The organism is Treponema sp. TIM-1 (assembly GCF_046533115.1).
Lineage (GTDB): Bacteria > Spirochaetota > Spirochaetia > Treponematales > Breznakiellaceae > JAIRMO01.
The window spans coordinates 24,153-41,436 of the sequence record NZ_JAJQRC010000025.1 but is presented as its reverse complement, the minus strand read 5'-3'; the positions used below and the strand labels follow the sequence as shown (position 1 = coordinate 41,436).

Below are 17,284 nucleotides of genomic sequence, written 5' to 3'. Positions count from 1 at the left end.
AGAATAAAATGCAGGGCATTTTATTCTAATTGCTTACGCAATAAAGAAACAATATGACCATTCGGTCATGTTGTTTCTGCGCGGGTCCTTACGGGGTCTGCGGGATGCCCGCAAACCCCGATGAAGGGGGAACCCCCTTCATGCGATGCGCTGTTACCGCAGCTTTGCCGCTTCGGCGTCGGTGTAGAATCCCGCGTCCAGGGGCACCTGCCAGTTGTTCCGGGTGATGATCACCGGATCGAGCAGGTAGGCTTTTACCACCTTCCGGCCGGTATCGCCGATCTTGGCAAGATCCCCGGAGGCAAGGACCGCGCCCGGAATATTGGGGGTCTGTCCCCGGACGACGGCGTCCGCCAGGATAACCGCCGCTTCGGCCAGTTTATTGGTGTCCTTGAAGACCGTCATGTACTGCTCGCCGTTCTTGATGGACACCACCGAATCGGCTTCGGCGTCCTGTCCGCTGATCACAGGGAGTTTGGTCCGGTATTTGGCATCGGCCTTGCAGGCTTCGATGATGGCCCGGCCCAGGGTATCATTGGGGGCCAGGACCGCGTCGAGTACCACATCCCGGGCGTCGCCGGAGAGGAGGTTTTCCATCCGGGTCTTGGCGATGGGGCCCTGCCAGTTTTCCGTGGCGATCCGCTGGAAATTGGCGGTGTCCGCCGAAGTCTTGGGATAGGGTCCTACTACCTTCAACACCCCTTTCTCGATATAGGGGTTGAGGATGCTCATGGCGCCGTCATAGAAGAAGAAGGCGTTCCCGTCGGTGGGGGAACCGGCGAAGAGGGTGATGTACTTGGGAGCCTGGGCCGTGGCGGCCTTCAAATTGAGCCCCTCTTCAATACCCTGACCCTGAAGCTGGCCGACCTTGAAGTTGTTAAAGGTGATGTAATAATCGTAATCCGCGGAATTGGGGATGATCCGGTCATAGGCGATGACCGCGACCTTGTCCCGGGCGGCTTCCGCGACCACCGAAGCGACCCCGTCATTCACGCAGCTGATGATGAGGACCTTGGCTCCCTGGGTGAGGAAGCTCTGGAGCTGCTGGTTCTGCTGGGTCTGATCGGCATTCCCGAACTGGACCTCCGCCCGCATCCCCCTGGCCTCCGCAAACCGCTTTAAGGAAGCGCCGTCTTTTACCCAGCGCTCCACATGGGTCTCGGGCATGGCAATACCAACCAAGGAAGCGGCAGTGGAACCACTGGCTCCACCATCGGCTCTGGCGCCGGCAAAGGATGCCGCCGCGGCCGTTAAAAGGACCAATAAAACGATAAGTAATTTTTTCATGTTCTTTCCTCCTGGAAATTGAAATAAAATCTACATCCTATATTACCATCAATCCGTCTTTTTCGGAACCGTAATAATATGACAAAAAGGGAGAATATCTTGGAGTATCCTCCCTATTACCGGCGGAAGCAAGGAATATTTTGATGTCAAAATATTCCTGTCTGGGGTTTATCCCGGGTCTCAGGGCCCGCTGATGTCCAGCACCGTACGGTATATGTCCTCGTAGGTATGAAACCCGTCTCTGATCACCACCTCCATATTCTCTTTGTATACCGCAATGGGTTTTTCGATATAGGAGGGAATGGAAACGCCGCTGCGGTTATCCGACAACAGATCCGGGGACAGGGTTCTTTTCTCCGCGATGGCCATGGCGAGCCTGGCCGCCCGGACCGCCAGGCGGCCGATGGGCTTGTAAACCGTCATAAGCTGCAACCCCTCTATAATATGCTGACAGCTGATCAGTTCCGCGTCCTGGCCCACCACCGCCACTTTTCCCGCCAGCCGCCGTTCCGCGAGGAGCTGTACCGCGGCGCTGGCGATCTGGTCGTTTCCGCAGGAGATGGCATCGATCCGGAAAGCGGCATCCGCATCAAGGGTTTCCTCAAAGACAACGCCGATCTTATCCAGGGCCTCGTCGAAACTCCACTCCTCAAGCCATATCTCCCGGACCAGGCTGATCTCCCCCCGGCTGATGGCGGGATCGATCATTTCGTGGAGCCCCGTGTTTATCTCATAGCTGTTGGAGTCATTGACCGAGCCGTTTACCACGAGGTAGTTTCCCCGGGGCACCGCTTTGAGCAGGGCCGAACCAAATATACGGCCCACTTCCCGGCTGTCAAAGGAGATGTAGGCGTCCAGGGGAGTCCCCATGATCAGCCGGTCGTAGGCGATCACCGGGATCCCCGCATCCCGCACCTGCTTAACCGCCCCGGCCAGGACCTCCGTGTCGTGGGCTATCACCACGAGGATATCAATATGCTGGTTCACCAGGTAATTTATCTGGGCTATCTGTTCCCGGCTGCCGCCGGCGGAAAGCTGTACGATGACCGCCGCCCCCAATTCCTGGGCCGCGGCGGAAAAAACCTTCATATCCTTGTTCCACCGCTCGATGATGAAGGTGTCGGTGGCGATGGAAAAGCCGATGGTAACGCCCTTTTCCCCACCGCCCCGGTCCGCTCCACCCGTTGCCGGAAACTCCCCGGCCTGCTCCTCCCCGGTTCCCGGAACCCTGCCGGGAACTTCCCGGGACGCTTTTCCGGAACAGGATACAACCAGGACCAGGACCAGGACCAGGGCCGCGAGTATGGTTCCCCGTTGGTTTTTCATGCTTCCCATAACTCCTCCTCCGGGGGATACTCCTGGCCGCGCCGAAACTCCGCGGCGTATTGGGTAGGGGGCATTCCCAGCACCTTCTTGAAGATCTTGCTGAAATAATTGGGGTCCTGATAACCCACGGCAAAGGCTATTTCCTTCATATTCATCCCGGATTCCCGGATGAGTTTTTCCGCCCTTTCGATCCGCCGCTCCGTTATATAGTCGATAAAATTGATCTTGAAGTGTTCCGAAAAAAGACGGCTCAAATAGGCCGGCGAAACCCGGGCGGCGGAGGCGGCGTCGATAAGCTGAATCCCCTCGGTACTGTGTTCGTCGATATACTTCACCGCCTTATCCAGGGGCAGGGGCACGGGAACGGGGTTTGACCGACCCTGGGCGGCCCGGCGGATCAGCCGGTCAAAGGCTTCGGCGGACCAGATCTCCCAGGCCCGGAGGTCTTCCAGGGCCATGATTTCCTCCGCCGCGGCAAAGGGGGGAGGCTCCCCGGAGTTGCTGCGGTAGGAACCGCAGCAATCGTCAATGAGCAGCGTAAAGAGGGAAACCAGCTTCGCCTTGGCCAGGGTAAAATCCTGGAGGGCGCATATATCCTCCCAGAGGGTGGTAAAGGCCTTTTTCAGCGCTTCGGGATCAACGGTACCCATCCCGCGGCGGAGGGCGATGATCCGCTGCTGTTCCCGCTCCCGCAGTTCCCGGGGGCTCCGCTGGTTCCGCAGTTCCTCCAGGGCCTCGCCGGAGGAACGGTACAAATCCGGCCCCCGGTAGCACCCCCCGATACCGTACCAGGAGCGGCCTAAACCCAGGGCCCCGGCAAGGAGGGTTTCCGCTTCCTCCCGGCACAGATCCCCGGAAATAAAGAAAAGCCCCCGGCCCAGGTGCATCCTGAAAAGGCAGCGGTACCGGTGGGAAAGCTGTTCCCCAATCCTTTGGTAGGCTGTCCCGTCTTCTAGTTCCAGGAGGCATACCACCCCCGTATCCGAGGGCAGGGAAAGGCGCTGCCGGTATTGGGCCCAGGCCCCTTCCCCCAGGGCCTTCCAGATCGCCGTCCCCAGAAACCGGCCCTCCGTATCCCCATCGGTCTCCCCCTCCAGGGTTCGGGCCTCCAGGTGTTCCCGTACCCGGTCCAGGGAAGAGAGGAAGGTTTTCTTGGAAATGGGCTTGACGAGGTAGGCGAAGACCCCCAGGGGTATGGCCCGTTGGGCCAGATCAAAGCGTTCATAGGCCGTGGAAAGGATGAAGATCATGCCGGGAAACTTCCGGTGAACCTCGGCGATGACCTCAAGCCCGTCCAGGCCGGGGATGTTGATGTCCATAAAGACCAGATCCGGCCGCTGTTCGTGGATCAGGGCCAGGGCTTCGTAGCCCGAACGGGCCTTGCCCATCAAGGTAAAGTCCGCGGCGCCCTGCAGCATAAAGGCGTAGCTGTCCAAGACCGGCTCCTCGTCGTCCACGATCAGAACTCGATACATGGCTTCCTCCCGGTATCGATACCGATAAAAATGGCTGTGCCCTTTCCCGGTTCCGTCTCGATCCTCACCACCTCCGGATCATCGGGGTAGAAGAAGTAGAGCCGCTGGATCACGTTTTCCAGGCCCATCACCCGGGAGAGGGAGGATTCGTCGAGGCTCTGGGGGTGGAGCAGCCGGTCCACGGTTTCCTGCGGCATTCCGCAGCCGTTGTCCCGGACCGAGAGGACCAGCCGTGGGCCGGTTTTCTCCACCCGGACCATGATCCGGGACTTTTCCGCGTCCCCCGACCCCTCGTCCCCAGAAACAAGGGCGTTCTGAGCGGGGCCGTTCTTAAAGGCATGGACCACGCAGTTTTCCACCAGGGGCTGGAGCAGGGAGACCGGCACCATCACCTGGTCCTGGAGGGCCCCGTCGTACTCCAGAACCAGGTCGAGGCTCTTGGGAAACCGGATCTGCAATATATTGAAATAGTAGTTGAGCCCCTCCAGCTCGTGGCGCAGGGGTACGATGATCTCCCGGTTGCGGATATTATGCCGGAATAATTGGGCCATGAACTCGATATATTCGCCGGTCCGGTCCGCTCCCTCCACGATGGCAAGCTGCATCCCCGTATTCAGGGTATTAAAGAGAAAGTGGGGATTCATCTGGGCCTGGAGGGTGTAAATTTCCATGCGCCGCACCAAGCCCTCCATCTTCAGGTTCCGCAGCCGTTCCCGCATATATTCCTGCTTAATATTTTCCTGCCAGCGGATTTCTTCTATAAAATTACGGATCTCATGCTTCATCCGGTTGAAGGCCTCCACCACCTGATCCATCTCCCGGACCGAGGCGATTTTAAGGTCGTCGATATCGAAATGTCCCGTGGAAAGCTCGGCGGCCATGCCGGACAGACGGACCAGGGGAGTGGTAATCCGCTCCACCGAGAGGAGCAGGAGGAGGATGGCAAAGATCGCAACAAAGATGATGAAGAGGAGGTTCCAAAATTGAATGGTCCCGAAATCGGCCATGAAGATCCCGTAGGCATCCAGTTGACCGCGAAAATACTCGGTGCTGATGGCCTCGATCTCCCGGTTGATATAGGCCAGGAGGCCCTCCATTTCATCGTAGATGGCGGTATAGGCGGCGATGTACCGGCCCCGCTTTTCTTCCATGGCCTGATCCGCCAGGTTAAGGTAGGCATAGATGAGGCGGTAGAGTTCCCGTTCCCGGAGTTCCGCCTTGTTGGCGCTGATGGGGAAATAGACCGGGAGTTTACCCCGCAGAACCTGGGAATTGATGAGGATCCGGGAGAGGGCATTGGAAGAACGGGTGGAGAGGTACTCCAACAGGGGCTCCTGGTAGGCCGCCAGATCCTCCCGGATGGTCGTCATAAACCGTTCCCGCTCAAAACTGCGGTCGGAAATGTCCTGCAGCTTCCGGGCGGAAAAAAGGATATAGGCGGTGGAAAGGACCAGGATGATAAACACCCCGAAGATGCTGACGAGCATCTGAACCCGGAAGGAGCGGAAGAAGGCCGGGGCAAAATTCCTGAGCCGGGGGACACTGCCCAGCGGCAAGGGTAACCACGGCGGCTTTATCGAAGGATTTTTCATTGCAGATCATCCTTGCCGATGATCTCTATCCCCGTATCGATGGAGGTAGGGGTATAGCCGGTTCGCCGCAGGGCTGCCAGGGATTGGACCGCCTCATAGCCGATCCGGTCCGCATTGAACACGATGCTGCAGGCAATGACCTCCTTGCGGATCCCGTCCTGAATCCCCGGATCCGCCCCGAAGCCGATGATCCGTACCCGGCCCACCAGGTTCATATCGATCAGGGTTTGGGCCGCGGCGATGGTGTCGTTGGGATCGGTAAAGACCACGATATTAATATCCGGGTGGGTACGGAAGAGACGGTAGAGGAGATCCTCCGCATCCAGGGGGTTGAGCTTTGTCTTGAATCCCCGGATCGGCACGGCCAGACGGTCCCCCAGAGCGGTGGTGATCCCCATTTCCATCAGCTCCCGCTCCCCGTAGATCCCCGGGGCCTTATCACTGTACACCAGGGCCAGGCTGAGGGGCTCCGGGGTAAGGCTCCCCGCGATTATCCCAATCCGGCGGCCCACGTCGAAGTTATTGGTCCCGATAAAGGGCCAGGGCTGGTCATTGGGCACATTGTGGTTGATGATCACCACGGGGATCTTCTGCGTCCCCAGCCGGTCCAACTGCCGCCGGGCCAGGGCATCATCCAGATAGGGGCATACGATGGCCCCGTCGACCCCGGTATAGGGGGCCATTTCCAGCTCGTTTTTTACGGGATCAATGGAATGGATGGAAATAGCCGCATTCAGCTCCGCCGCGGCCCGTTCCGCCCCCCGGATAATCCCGGTGAAAAAGGAATTCCGGTTATCCGGCAGGTACAGGGAAAAATGATAGTTCAGGGGTGCGGCGGCATTACCGGAGGACCCGATATACAGGCGCCGTACCAGATTAAAGGAAACCAGAAAAGCCCCCAGGGAGAGGAGGCCAAAACAGAGGATCCCCATCCGCAGCAACAATTTCACCCGATCAGTATATCCGCGGCAGGCCAAGTCGGCAAGGGCACGGCTTTAAACGCCCTCCGTCGGATCCATTTGGCGCTTGACTAGGTTACCCCGGATATGTTTAATTCAGGGAGGGTCGCTTACTGGTGTCTACCTAATGGTGTAAAGTCCACATATATGGAGGACAATTCAGATGAAATCGCCGATGGTTCCCTCAGACAAGACCATGACTGCTTTCCGGATGCCCGTGCCGCTCGGTGCGGTATTTCTGTTGGCTGCGGCGCTGTCCCTGACTGTTTGCAGCCGTTTGGACCGGGGCGGGACGGAAACGGGGGCTGCCGCCCAGGAAGGCGGGCAAGCCCAACAAAGCGCCGCGCCAGGAGCGGCCGATACCGTCCAGCAGAAATACGCCCTGGTAATCGGCAATGGGGCCTACACGAATGTGACCAAGCTCAACAACCCGGTGAACGACGCCCGGGACATGAAGACGGCCCTGGAAAGCCTGGGCTTTACCGTAGACCTGGTGGTCAACGGCGCCCTGGATCAGATGGAAAGCGCGGCCACGCGCCTGCGAAGCCGTCTCTCCGCCGCGCAAAACTCCTACGGCTTTTTCTTTTACGCGGGCCACGCGGTGCAGTCCGGGGGCGAAAACTATTTAATCCCCGTGGACGCGAATATCCAGAGCGAGAATTTTCTGCGCCAGAGGGCGGTCTCCATGCAGGCCGTGCTGGGTGAACTGAACGACGCGGGAAACGTCCTCAACATCGTGGTGCTGGATGCCTGCCGGGACAACCCCTTTAGCTGGAACCGGAGCGGCAGCCGGGGCCTGCAGGTGGTCAGTGACCAGCCCGCGGACAGCATCATCGTGTACGCCACCGGCGCCGGAAACACCGCAGACGACAACCCTTCGGGCAGGAACGGCCTCTTTACAAGCCATCTCCTTGCCAACCTGAAAACCCCCGGCCTCTCGGTCCGGGACCTCTTTGACAAAACCGGCGCCGATGTGCGCCGGGTCAGCGGCGGCAAACAGGTACCGGCGATTTATTCACAGTTTTTTGAAACCGCCTACCTGGGCAACAGTCCCGCCGTCGTGGTACAGCCAACTCCCGCGCCTTCCCCAACACCGGTCCCAACTCCCGCCCCGGTGCAGCCCGCGCCTGCCCCGACACCGGTCCCAACTCCCGATCCCGCGCCAAAGCCGACCCCCGCGCCAGTACAGCCCGTGGCCCCGCCGGTGCAGCCTGCGCCTGCCCCAACTCCCGCCCCGGTACAGCCCGCGCCAAAGCCGACCCCCGCCCCGGCGCAAAACGCCAAAAGCTACTTTGACAGCGGTGAAACATTTCGTTCCCGGGGCGACTATGTAACGGCCATAGAGGAGTACACCCAGGCTATCAGGCTCGACCCCAATTATAAGAGTGCGTATCACAGCCGCGGCTTGGCGTATTACTCAAAAAAAGACTATGACCGGGCCATCGCGGACTACACCCAGGCTATCAGACTCGACCCGAATATGGCGGTGGCGTATCACAACCGCGGCTTGACGTATTCTAACGGGAAAAGAGACTATGAGCGGGCCATCGCAGACTACACCCAGGCTATCAGGCTCGACCCCAATTATAAGAGTGCATATTACGGCCGCGGCATTGCGTATCGCAATAAAGACGACTATGACCGGGCCATCGCGGACTACACCCAGGCTATCAGGCTCGACCCTAATTATAAGAGTGCATATTACGGCCGCGGCATTGCGTATCGCAATAAAAACGACTATGACCGGGCCATCGCGGACTACACCCAGGCTATCAGACTCGACCCTAATTATGCGGCGGCGTATCACAGCCGCGGCATTGCGTATCGCAATAAAGACGACTATGACCGGGCTATCGCAGACTACACCCAGGCTATCAGGCTCAACCCGAATGATGCGTCGGCGTATTACGGCCGCGGCAGTACCTATTACGGCAAAAAAGACTATAACCGGGCCATCGCGGACTATGAAGCGGCGCTGCGGATAGAGCCAAACCATACCAACGCCAGAACCTGGCTTGCAAATGCCCGGAAGGCGCGGGGGTATTAGCCGCAAACAAGCCGCCCCCTATGGGGAGTGGAATTCATGAAACTTGAGCGTGGAGACTTCATGGTATGCTGAAAAAAATACTGCTGCCCCTGCTTATCTGCCTGCTTGCCCTGCCCGCCGTTGCCCAACAGTACGGCCGGGGCGCGGATCTCGACCCGGAAATATACAACCGCCTGCCCCAAAAGGCGGTCCAGCTCAGCCGAGGGTATACCGGCCTGCCCGCCTCGTTTTCGCTCAAAAACTATGCGCCCTTCCCCGGCAACCAGGGCAGGTACAGCAGCTGCACCGCCTGGGCCGCGGCCTTTACCGCCAGAACCATGTCGGAATCCCTGGCCATTAACCGCTATGACCGGACCCAGACCAGCGGCAGCGTGTTCTCCCCGGCCTTTGTGTATAAGTCCATTTCCGACGACCCCCTGTGTATGCGGGGAACCGTAATCTCCCACGCCCTTGACCTGATGCAAAACGAGGGAGTCCCCCGGATGGCGGACTTTGAACGGAACGCGGATTTTATCCGGGTATCCCCTGCCATGTACCGGGACAGCAGGAAATACACCATCGGCGGCTATAGTACCCTGTTCAGGTTCTATCGGACCGAAAGCTCCGGCCCCGACGGGGTAACGGCGGTAAAGAAAAGCCTTTCCGAGGGAAAGCCGGTGATCATCGGCATGAACACGCCGGATTCCTTTATGAAACTCAGGGGGAAAAACCTCTGGAAGCCCCTTGAAAACCCGGCGGTGAACTGGGGCGGACACGCCATGTGCGTGGTGGGCTATGACGACCACTTTGCGGGCGGGGCCTTTGAACTGCAAAACAGTTGGGGGACCGATTGGGGGGACCGGGGCTACGGCTGGGTTAGTTACGCTGATTTCGGCCGCTTTGTAAACGAAGCCTACGAGCTGATTGAAAATTTTGACGAATTTACAGACCGGGTTGAATACTCCGGTTATGTGGACATAGAACTCCGCAATTCAGGGGAAGGTATGCCCGTGCGGTTTGACACGGCGGGATTTTACCGCACCACCCGGGCATACCCCTCCGGGACCCGGTTCCGGTACATCATGGGCAACAACAGTCCCGCATATGTATACGCCTTTGCCTCCGACTCGGCTGCCGGCGCAACTACCCGGATTTTCCCCCGGGAGGGCATATCGCCGGTGCTCGATTACCGTGAAAATGCCGTGGCTTTTCCGGGGGAATATTCCTGGATAGAACTGGACAACGTAAGCGGCGTCGATTACCTGGTGGTGTTATTCGCCAAGCGGGAACTTGACATCGACGCCCTGCGGGTTCGGTTTGAGCGGGAACGGGGCAGCTTTCCCGAGCGGGTGGCGCGGGCAATAGGACCCGACTATATACCGCCGGCCACCGCCCGCTACGATAGTAACCGGCTCGCTTTCAGCGCGGTTATGCCCAACAACCGGGCAGTGCTGGGCTTGCTCCTGGCCATTGAACACTCTGCGCGATAACGCGCGGGTCCTAACCAATTCGTCCGGCCTGAACCATTACTACCGTGGAACTTGAACTATGGGATCAGGAAGCCGCCGCCGCTCCGGTCCCGAAGGGGAAGGGTCATCCCGGGGGGGCTCCCGGTATCGCTTCTTTTATGCCGTGTTCTATTTTAAACAAAAGCCCTGACCGCCATAGGGTAGTGCAATTTCGCCCCTGTCCTTTGGAATGATAGAGGGCTTCGTCCGCCCGGTTGATGATGTCTTCGACGCTTACATTGGAGTCTTTGTTAAACACGTAGATTCCGGTACTTATGGTCACCGGGGGCAGGGGCGGGTCCCAGGTTACCTTGATATTCGCCACCGAAGTCCGCAGCCGTTCCGCCACCCGCCAGGCGATATTTTTATCCGCATCGGGCAGGAGGATGGTAAATTCCTCCCCCCCAAACCGGGAAGGGATATCTTCGGCCCTGACGTTTTGTCTAATCACCAGGGCGATGTTTTCCAGAACCCGGTCGCCGGCGAGATGCCCGTACTGATCGTTAAAATCCTTAAATTTATCCACGTCAATGACAATGATGGAGGAGGTGTAATTGATCCGTTTTGACCGGGATATTTCCTCATTCAAACGGGTAATAAAAAAACCATGGTTAAAAAGACCGGTTTTAAAATCCCGTACCGAACGTTCATAGTGAAGGTGGTTTTGTATGGCATTGGAAACAAAGGACATAAGGTGCTGCAAAAAGTCCTGTTCATCCGAGGTATAATTATCGGTCAGTATCTTACGGCCCACCAGGATAAGCCCGTATAAGCCGGAAGGTCCCTGGATGGGAGCAATCAACTCAGGCTGAACCTCGTCCAGGGCCTGGGATACGCAGCTATTTCCCAACTGTTCCGAGAAAAGTTTATAGGCTATAGGTTGGGGATGCTGCTGAAAAAATTCCTCAAAGGGGGTAATCGTATTGATCTTGATGGGCAGATTCACTTCTTTATAATTCCGGTACCCCTTGATAGTGACATCCTCTTTGTTCTGAAGGGGCCTCCAGAGGAAAGCAATAAAAGAAGGCATAAAATGGTCCGAAATCTGCCAAACCGCGGCATCGATAATATCGCCGATAGAAGTCCGGTTAAAAATATCCACCGCCCCGGAAAGCAGGCCCTTATAGGCCTGGATCTCCTTGCCGAGCTGATCGATATATTGAAATACGCCGATATCCTCAAGTAAGGCGTAATTTTCTATAACCTGGGGGTTTGATAAAAAAGCATGGGGAGAATCTAGTTTATTCATCATGTTATGGAATAATGATCCGCAATGGTTTTCCGCCATTCGGCTCTATTTTCTTTATCCTCCCATTCAAGGATCTTTTTGATAGTAAAATTTTGGGAATTGGGGGAATGATTAAAACAGACCACCCCAAAACGGCCGCCCCCGATATAGGCGATGGTCTCCCCCTTTTCCAGGGATTCATGTTCCCCTATTTTGGCGATAACGCAGTCAAAGTGGATCGGTACGCCGGAAGTTTTATCCGTCAAGGCGGTGGACATATCTTTAATAGGTTTCCCGCAATAGGGACAATCCGGGGTCAGAATTGGTTCGGTGGACATCTTGGGAGGCGTCCACTTAAGGCGTTCATAGATGACGCCCCGGTTTGCATCATAACGGGGGGCATCCGCCTTTTTTTTGCCGTCTTTGGACCAGTCGTTATCCCGATCCCGGTTTCTAAAGGGCTTTTTCCGGTTATTTCCGCCCCTTCCGTTGCCGCTCATACCATACTCCTCTCTCTGGGACATCTAACAGTTCATTACTCAAAACTTGGGCTATCCGTTGTATCCCTTCGGACAGATAGTCCTTATTATCTATTTTTTTTCGCAAGATATCAATTCTTGAGGACCTTTGTTGACTTTCTTGCTGAAGGGTTATCATTCCTGCTCCATAAAAGCTGAGATAAGATGCGTTACGGTTTCCGGACCAATAAACACAACATCAAATCGAACGGCCATACAATTATATTCTCGATGGGCGGCGAGGAAAAACTTAGCGGTTTCTATGATCCGGCGCTGCTTTTTTTTGTCAATCCCGAACCGCAGCTCCTCAAACCCATAAGCGGTCCATGATTTTACCTCAACAAATACCATTTTATCTCCATCCAGGGCCACCAGATCGATTTCGCCGGTTTTAAACCGGACATTCCGGGCAATGATCGACATGCCGGATTTTTCGAGGGCAGCGGCGGCTTTTTCCTCCCCCTCCCGGCCCGCACCGGACCTATTCACGGGCTTTCGTCAAATCCTTGGGATCCAGAGCCCGGGTAATAAAGAGCGTTTTTTCGGTCAGCAAATCAATGGTTTCCCCCTCGTTTGGCGGATAAACCTTGCCGGATTTATTGATCAACAGGTTAATCTTGGGCCGCAGGGGTGTCTCGTTCCGGACCTCGGTGACCCTGGCAATGGCGCCGTTGTTAAGAAGCACGATGGAGCCGATGGGATAGATCCCCATGGTTTTGATGAATGCCTTAAGCACATTAGGATCAAAGCGGCGGGAATTATCGGCAAGCAGATTTTTCATGGCCTGATAACCTATCATGGAGTTGCGGTACGGTTTTTGACTGACCATGGCCTCAAAGGCATCCGCCACGGATATGATCCGGGCCCCCGAATCAATCTGGGTACCTGCCAGCTGCCGGGGGTAGCCCGTACCATCCCAGTATTCATGGTGCTGCGACACCATCAGCCCCACCGCTTCGGGGTACAGCAGCTCCTTGCAGGCGATTCGATAGGACATAAGGGGATGGGTTTGTACGCACTGACGTTCAGGCCCGGAAAGCCCCCCCCTTTTATCCAGGATTTCCCGAGGAAGACGGAGCATCCCCACATCGTGGAGCAGCGCCGCCGTGACAATCTGAAGCAGCTTATGGTTGGGCACTTTGAATTCCATGGTGATAAGGCACGAGAGAATCGCGGTATTTATGGACGATTTGGCGAGATCGTGGTGTTTTACCTCTCCTGCCAGGATATAACCAATGATAAGTTCCCGTTTTTCCCGGATTACCTGGAGCAGGCGGCTGATTATCACGTCGATGGCATGGACCTCCACCGAACTTCCAATGGCAATATCCTTGAAAATTCCCTTGAGCTTTTCAATAAGATCCGTATAGGTGCGGTAGGTTCCCTGGTTTCCCGGCGCTTCCGCCAGGGAAGGCAGGACGGGGAGTTTCGCGGCATTCCCTACCCCGCCGCCCGGCCCGACCTGATCCGGCTTCGTGCCGGGAGGGAGCATTTCCCCTTCGGTCCGTACCGTGTCTATTCCCCAGGAGACGAGACGCTCCACATCTTTTTTTCGTATGGCTATCCCCGCGGGTACCAGGAGGTTGTTGTCTTCAACGTACACCGGTTTGGTATACATGGAGCCTACCTGTAACAATTGAACCGGAATCTGCTTCATCCACCTTCCTTTACCCGTACAAACGCCAATATTTTTGCCACGGCTTCCCAACACCAGGGGGGTATATACTCCCCGATGCCGGTCCCGGCATCCAAAAGCGCCGCCAAGGCAGGATCCTCCACAATCTCGATCCCCGCCTCCCGGGCAATGGCCAAGATCCTCAATGCCTCCTCGTTTTTACCGGACGCGATAACCCTCGGCGCAGGGTCTTCCGGGGTATACGAAAGAGCAGTAGCGGTCTTTTCTTTTATTTTATACCTCCTCATTTACAGAAAGCAAGGTCTCATCCCGACTATCTGCAAAAAAAGGCATTTTTTCCGATATTTTGACGGATATATTCCCCCAAATGTCGCCCAGGATCTCCGTAAGTTCCCTTTCCAAGACCAAGGGGCTTTTCCCTTCCGGAAGCGGGGTAACATAGACATCAAGGCGGGGGGCCGTTTCCTGCGATCTATCCAGCACGAAAAGCCAGCGCCGGGGGTCGAGGCTTATATCCAGGGCAAAACGCTCCGCCTCGTATCCGTAGCTCCCGCGGCTTTTCAGTAATATTCTCAGGGAAACCTTGCATGCAACCCCGCCGGATAAAAAGTTGAAGGGAAGCACCACCCATCGTTCCCGGTTTTTGCCGGGCAGACGGTTTACTATCCTGAGCAGGGGGGAAGCGGCCTCCGATTCTTCGGCGGCCTTTTTTATGTCCTCCGGTTCCGGGGGATTATCCTGCCGGCGCTCCCCGCTGTTTTGGCCGCCGCCGGGATCCCCCTCAGGCGGCTCCCGATAGCCGGGGTCCAGGGCGGCGGCATAGGCCTCCAGGGCTTCACCGGTAAGGCTCAGGCCCTTGGCGGCAGCGGCGGCGGCGGCCAAGGCCAGGGCTTCCCCGCCGGCTTTGGGGGAGGGGTGCAGGGCCTCCCGCCGCAGGCGGTGGAACAGGCCCGGTTCCAGGGGCAGGGAAAAATACCGGACAAACCCCAGCAGGGCCGTGGAAAGATCCTCCCGGGGCAGCCCTAAACTCAGGGCCAGACGGGCCAGGACCTCCTCCGGGGGGAGGGGCGGCCCCTCCGTCCCCGTACCGGGCATACCGACATTGGCGCCGGCCGTATGACCGAGGGTACCGGGGATGTGTCCGGGCATACCGCTATTGGGTCCGACCGTACCGGAGGGATTCCCCGGCAGGGGAACGCCGGGAGTCCGGCTTACCTGGTCCGGAGATTTAGCCGGATTTACTATGCCGGTTTTGGGCGGAGAAAGGGGACGGGGAGAATTTTCCTGTGGAGGCGTCAGCCTCACGGGGGCCTAGGATGAAGCTTCCGGGGCCGCGGCTGCTACTTCGGCCTTGGGCCGGGGGCTTTTTTTCACGATAAGTTCCTTAATTTTGGCGGCCTTACCGATCTTATCCCGAATATAGTAGAGCTTGGCCCGGCGGACTTTACCGGGCCGCATCAACTCAACCCGGGCAATCCGGGGAGAATGGAGGGGAAATACCCGTTCCACCCCGACCCCATAGGAATTTTTCCGTACCGTAAAGGTTTTACCAATCCGGGAATTTTTAATCGCAATAACCAGGCCCTCATAGACCTGGATCCGTTCATTTTTACCTTCCACGATCTTAAAATGGACCTTTACCGTATCGCCGATATGGAATACATCCAATTCGGTTTTCATTTGGGAGGCTTCAATCGCCCGTATCTCGTTCATTTTTCCCCCTGCGCTTCCTGTATAAGTTTACGGGTTTCCGCGTCAAACAAACCCAATGCTTCCCCCCGGCGGATCAGATCCGGCCGCAGGGCAAGGGTTTTTTCCACCCGTTTTTTAAGACGCCAACGCCGTATATTTTCATGGTGTCCCGAAAGCAAAACCTCCGGAACCCGTAGTATACCATATATTTCGGGGCGTGTATACTGGGGATACTCCAGCAGGCCCCCGGAAAAACTCTCCTCCGCCAGGGACTCGGGGGTAATCACCTGATCCAGCAGCCGGTAGGTGGCGTCGATCACCACCAGGGCGGCGGCTTCCCCGGAGGAAAGCACATAATCCCCCACGGAAATTTCATCGTCCACATAGGCGTCGATGATCCGCTGATCTATCCCCTCATAACGGCCGCAGAGGAGGATCAGTTCCTTTTCCGCCGCCAGCTCCCCGGCATAGGCCTGGGTAAAGGGCCGGCCCGATGGGGAAAGGTAAATAATCCGGGGGCCTTTCTCCCGGGGGAGCTCCCCGGATTCGGTCAGCCGGTTCCGGACGCCCACGGCCTCCAGGGCCCTGCCCAGGGGTTCGGGAAGCATCAGCATCCCCGCCCCGCCGCCGTAGGGGGCGTCATCACAGGTTTTGTGTTTATCCAACGCAAAATCCCGGATATTTACGGAACAATATTCCACCATGCCCCGTTCCACCGCCCGGGCTATGATGGAAGCGGCGAAAAAAGCATCCGTAATCTCCGGAAAAAGGGAGAGTACCGTATACTTCATTCCAGGATCCACCTTGCCAAAAGCAGGACCCGCTGTTTTTCGGGATCCACCTCCCCAAAAAATTCGTTTCTAAAGGGGATAAGCCGCAGTTCCCCCGCGGGAAGCCGTACTTCCACGAGGAATCCGCCCCCCCCTTCCAGCACATCGGTAATTTCCCCCACGGTCTCCCCGGTTTGCAGGGTCACCGGTATTCCCCGGAGGTCCTCAATATAAAATTCCCCCTCCTTAAGGGGGGCCGCGTGAACCCGATCTGTCACCAACTCGGCGCCGGTCAGGGCCTTAGCGGCCTCGGGGGTATCAATACCCCGGAATTTCATCATCAAAACGGCGCCGGACCCGGCGGTTTCCTCCACCTCATAGGTCTGTTCGCTCAAGCCCTTCCGTAAGAGGACCGAACCCAAGCGCCGGATGTGGGCGCTTTCACCTGAAAGGGGACGTACTTTGACGAATCCCTTTAATCCAAAGGGAATTCCCACCAGGCCCACCACAAATTGTCCGGTCACATCCCTACCCTTAATCTACATCCCTTGCCGCGCCGCCGCGTAAACCTAGTACCATATAACCACTAGTCCAGGATCTCCAGGGTGATCCGTTTCCCACTTTTCGCGGTAGCGGCCTGCAGAACCGTCCGTATGGCCTTGGCGATACGGCCGTGTTTACCGATAACCTTACCGATATCCTCGGAGGCTACCCGAAGTTCTAAAATAGTTGACTTTTCACCTTCCACCACATTGATGATAACCGACGAAGGGTCGTCCACCAGTGATTTTGCTATATATTCCACCAGGTCTTTTTCCATGTTATAACTCCTTAATTTAAAAATATCCTGCCCATCCGATGCCCATATCCTGAAAAAAACCAAATATATCGGCTTCACCACCCGCGTTTTTTGAAACCGGCTCCCCGGAAACGGCCCCAAGGCCCGCTTTTGCGTTGAAATCCAGGGCCGTAACGTCAAAACGCCGGTTTTGGAAAGCCGCTATAGGGAAAAACTTTTCTTGTTCAGGATCCGGCGGACCGTATCGCTCACCGTGGCGCCGTTTTGCAGCCAGGTTTTGACCTTATCCGCATTAAAAACGATCTGCTTGTCTTCGGTTTCTATGGGATGATACAATCCTACTTCGTCAAGGGTTTTTCCGTCCCGGGGGGCATGTTTATCCATAACCACAATACGATAATAGGGACGTTTTTTTGTTCCGAATTTCTTGAGCCTGATTCTGGCGCTCATAATGATCCTCCTCTGCTT

At 56.7% G+C, this 17,284-nt stretch carries 18 protein-coding genes; 2 read left to right on the top strand and 16 right to left on the bottom strand.

Annotated elements, in window-relative coordinates; all coding sequences use genetic code 11:
* Positions 1–153 precede the first annotated feature (153 nt).
* From LQZ21_RS10090 to LQZ21_RS10070, 5 genes are all read right to left on the bottom strand, one after another.
* Positions 154–1,287 (bottom strand): substrate-binding domain-containing protein, encoded by a 1,134-nt coding sequence (locus tag LQZ21_RS10090; RefSeq protein ID WP_411044208.1) that lies wholly within the window; start codon positions 1,285–1,287, stop codon positions 154–156.
* Positions 1,288–1,467: 180 nt separating this feature from the next.
* A complete protein-coding gene (locus LQZ21_RS10085) occupies positions 1,468–2,622 on the bottom strand; it encodes a substrate-binding domain-containing protein (RefSeq protein ID WP_411044207.1) in 1,155 nt (384 codons plus the stop codon).
* The gene (locus LQZ21_RS10080) at positions 2,610–4,088 is read right to left on the bottom strand and encodes a response regulator transcription factor (protein ID WP_411044206.1); all 1,479 of its coding nucleotides are present in this window, start codon (positions 4,086–4,088) and stop codon (positions 2,610–2,612) included. Before LQZ21_RS10080 ends, LQZ21_RS10085 begins: the two co-directional genes overlap by 13 nt.
* Positions 4,073–5,680 carry a sensor histidine kinase gene (locus LQZ21_RS10075; protein ID WP_411044205.1) on the bottom strand — a complete coding sequence of 536 codons (1,608 nt, stop codon included), beginning with the start codon at positions 5,678–5,680 and terminating at the stop codon, positions 4,073–4,075. The genes LQZ21_RS10080 and LQZ21_RS10075 overlap by 16 nt, the downstream gene beginning before the upstream one ends.
* Positions 5,677–6,630: a sugar ABC transporter substrate-binding protein gene (locus LQZ21_RS10070; protein WP_411044204.1), complete on the bottom strand. Its 954-nt coding sequence runs from the start codon at positions 6,628–6,630 to the stop codon at positions 5,677–5,679. Before LQZ21_RS10070 ends, LQZ21_RS10075 begins: the two co-directional genes overlap by 4 nt.
* Before the next feature lie 172 nt (positions 6,631–6,802).
* On the opposite strand from LQZ21_RS10070, the gene LQZ21_RS10065 reads away from it, so the two are divergent.
* Positions 6,803–8,686 carry a tetratricopeptide repeat protein gene (locus LQZ21_RS10065; RefSeq protein WP_411044203.1) on the top strand — a complete coding sequence of 628 codons (1,884 nt, stop codon included), beginning with the start codon at positions 6,803–6,805 and terminating at the stop codon, positions 8,684–8,686.
* A 65-nt stretch (positions 8,687–8,751) separates the two neighbouring features.
* Positions 8,752–10,155, top strand: coding sequence for a C1 family peptidase (locus LQZ21_RS10060; protein ID WP_411044202.1), 1,404 nt, complete (start codon positions 8,752–8,754; stop codon positions 10,153–10,155).
* Positions 10,156–10,258: 103 nt separating this feature from the next.
* On the opposite strand, the gene LQZ21_RS10055 is transcribed toward LQZ21_RS10060, so the two are convergent.
* The 11 genes from LQZ21_RS10055 to rpsP form a co-directional block, all read right to left on the bottom strand.
* Positions 10,259–11,425 (bottom strand): sensor domain-containing diguanylate cyclase, encoded by a 1,167-nt coding sequence (locus tag LQZ21_RS10055; protein ID WP_411044201.1) that lies wholly within the window; start codon positions 11,423–11,425, stop codon positions 10,259–10,261.
* On the bottom strand, positions 11,422–11,901 hold the full coding sequence (locus tag LQZ21_RS10050) for a hypothetical protein (protein WP_411044200.1): 480 nt from the start codon (positions 11,899–11,901) through the stop codon (positions 11,422–11,424). Before LQZ21_RS10050 ends, LQZ21_RS10055 begins: the two co-directional genes overlap by 4 nt.
* A 153-nt stretch (positions 11,902–12,054) precedes the next feature.
* Positions 12,055–12,408 (bottom strand): YraN family protein, encoded by a 354-nt coding sequence (locus LQZ21_RS10045; protein ID WP_411044199.1) that lies wholly within the window; start codon positions 12,406–12,408, stop codon positions 12,055–12,057.
* Positions 12,401–13,576, bottom strand: a complete 1,176-nt coding sequence (locus tag LQZ21_RS10040) for an HD-GYP domain-containing protein (protein WP_411044198.1) — start codon at positions 13,574–13,576, stop codon at positions 12,401–12,403. Before LQZ21_RS10040 ends, LQZ21_RS10045 begins: the two co-directional genes overlap by 8 nt.
* The gene (locus tag LQZ21_RS10035) at positions 13,573–13,842 is read right to left on the bottom strand and encodes an EscU/YscU/HrcU family type III secretion system export apparatus switch protein (RefSeq protein WP_411044197.1); all 270 of its coding nucleotides are present in this window, start codon (positions 13,840–13,842) and stop codon (positions 13,573–13,575) included. Before LQZ21_RS10035 ends, LQZ21_RS10040 begins: the two co-directional genes overlap by 4 nt.
* Positions 13,829–14,704 (bottom strand): hypothetical protein, encoded by an 876-nt coding sequence (locus LQZ21_RS10030; RefSeq protein ID WP_411044196.1) that lies wholly within the window; start codon positions 14,702–14,704, stop codon positions 13,829–13,831. The genes LQZ21_RS10035 and LQZ21_RS10030 overlap by 14 nt, the downstream gene beginning before the upstream one ends.
* Positions 14,705–14,866: 162 nt before the next feature.
* Positions 14,867–15,268 carry a 50S ribosomal protein L19 gene (gene rplS, locus LQZ21_RS10025; protein WP_411044195.1) on the bottom strand — a complete coding sequence of 134 codons (402 nt, stop codon included), beginning with the start codon at positions 15,266–15,268 and terminating at the stop codon, positions 14,867–14,869.
* Complete coding sequence (trmD, locus tag LQZ21_RS10020) at positions 15,265–16,038, bottom strand: tRNA (guanosine(37)-N1)-methyltransferase TrmD (RefSeq protein ID WP_411044194.1); 774 nt, start codon at positions 16,036–16,038, stop codon at positions 15,265–15,267. The genes rplS and trmD overlap by 4 nt, the downstream gene beginning before the upstream one ends.
* Complete coding sequence (gene rimM, locus LQZ21_RS10015; RefSeq protein WP_411044193.1) at positions 16,035–16,541, bottom strand: ribosome maturation factor RimM; 507 nt, start codon at positions 16,539–16,541, stop codon at positions 16,035–16,037. The genes trmD and rimM overlap by 4 nt, the downstream gene beginning before the upstream one ends.
* 62 nt (positions 16,542–16,603) lie before the next feature.
* Positions 16,604–16,837: a KH domain-containing protein gene (locus tag LQZ21_RS10010; protein ID WP_411044192.1), complete on the bottom strand. Its 234-nt coding sequence runs from the start codon at positions 16,835–16,837 to the stop codon at positions 16,604–16,606.
* A gap of 180 nt (positions 16,838–17,017) precedes the next feature.
* Positions 17,018–17,266 carry a 30S ribosomal protein S16 gene (gene rpsP / locus LQZ21_RS10005; RefSeq protein ID WP_411044191.1) on the bottom strand — a complete coding sequence of 83 codons (249 nt, stop codon included), beginning with the start codon at positions 17,264–17,266 and terminating at the stop codon, positions 17,018–17,020.
* Positions 17,267–17,284 lie beyond the last annotated feature (18 nt).

Excerpts from the sequence above, each read along its gene's own strand:
- LQZ21_RS10090 (WP_411044208.1), bottom strand. The coding sequence starts at position 1,287 with ATGAAAAAATTACTTATCGTTTTATTGGTCCTTTTAACGGCCGCGGCG.
- LQZ21_RS10085 (WP_411044207.1), bottom strand. The coding sequence starts at position 2,622 with ATGGGAAGCATGAAAAACCAACGGGGAACCATACTCGCGGCCCTGGTC.
- LQZ21_RS10080 (WP_411044206.1), bottom strand. The coding sequence starts at position 4,088 with ATGTATCGAGTTCTGATCGTGGACGACGAGGAGCCGGTCTTGGACAGC.
- LQZ21_RS10075 (WP_411044205.1), bottom strand. The coding sequence starts at position 5,680 with ATGAAAAATCCTTCGATAAAGCCGCCGTGGTTACCCTTGCCGCTGGGC.
- LQZ21_RS10065 (WP_411044203.1), top strand. The coding sequence starts at position 6,803 with ATGAAATCGCCGATGGTTCCCTCAGACAAGACCATGACTGCTTTCCGG.
- LQZ21_RS10060 (WP_411044202.1), top strand. The coding sequence starts at position 8,752 with ATGCTGAAAAAAATACTGCTGCCCCTGCTTATCTGCCTGCTTGCCCTG.
- LQZ21_RS10055 (WP_411044201.1), bottom strand. The coding sequence starts at position 11,425 with ATGATGAATAAACTAGATTCTCCCCATGCTTTTTTATCAAACCCCCAG.
- LQZ21_RS10050 (WP_411044200.1), bottom strand. The coding sequence starts at position 11,901 with ATGAGCGGCAACGGAAGGGGCGGAAATAACCGGAAAAAGCCCTTTAGA.
- LQZ21_RS10040 (WP_411044198.1), bottom strand. The coding sequence starts at position 13,576 with ATGAAGCAGATTCCGGTTCAATTGTTACAGGTAGGCTCCATGTATACC.
- LQZ21_RS10035 (WP_411044197.1), bottom strand. The coding sequence starts at position 13,842 with ATGAGGAGGTATAAAATAAAAGAAAAGACCGCTACTGCTCTTTCGTAT.
- LQZ21_RS10030 (WP_411044196.1), bottom strand. The coding sequence starts at position 14,704 with ATGCCCGGACACATCCCCGGTACCCTCGGTCATACGGCCGGCGCCAAT.
- rplS (WP_411044195.1), bottom strand. The coding sequence starts at position 15,268 with ATGAACGAGATACGGGCGATTGAAGCCTCCCAAATGAAAACCGAATTG.
- trmD (WP_411044194.1), bottom strand. The coding sequence starts at position 16,038 with ATGAAGTATACGGTACTCTCCCTTTTTCCGGAGATTACGGATGCTTTT.
- LQZ21_RS10010 (WP_411044192.1), bottom strand. The coding sequence starts at position 16,837 with ATGGAAAAAGACCTGGTGGAATATATAGCAAAATCACTGGTGGACGAC.
- rpsP (WP_411044191.1), bottom strand. The coding sequence starts at position 17,266 with ATGAGCGCCAGAATCAGGCTCAAGAAATTCGGAACAAAAAAACGTCCC.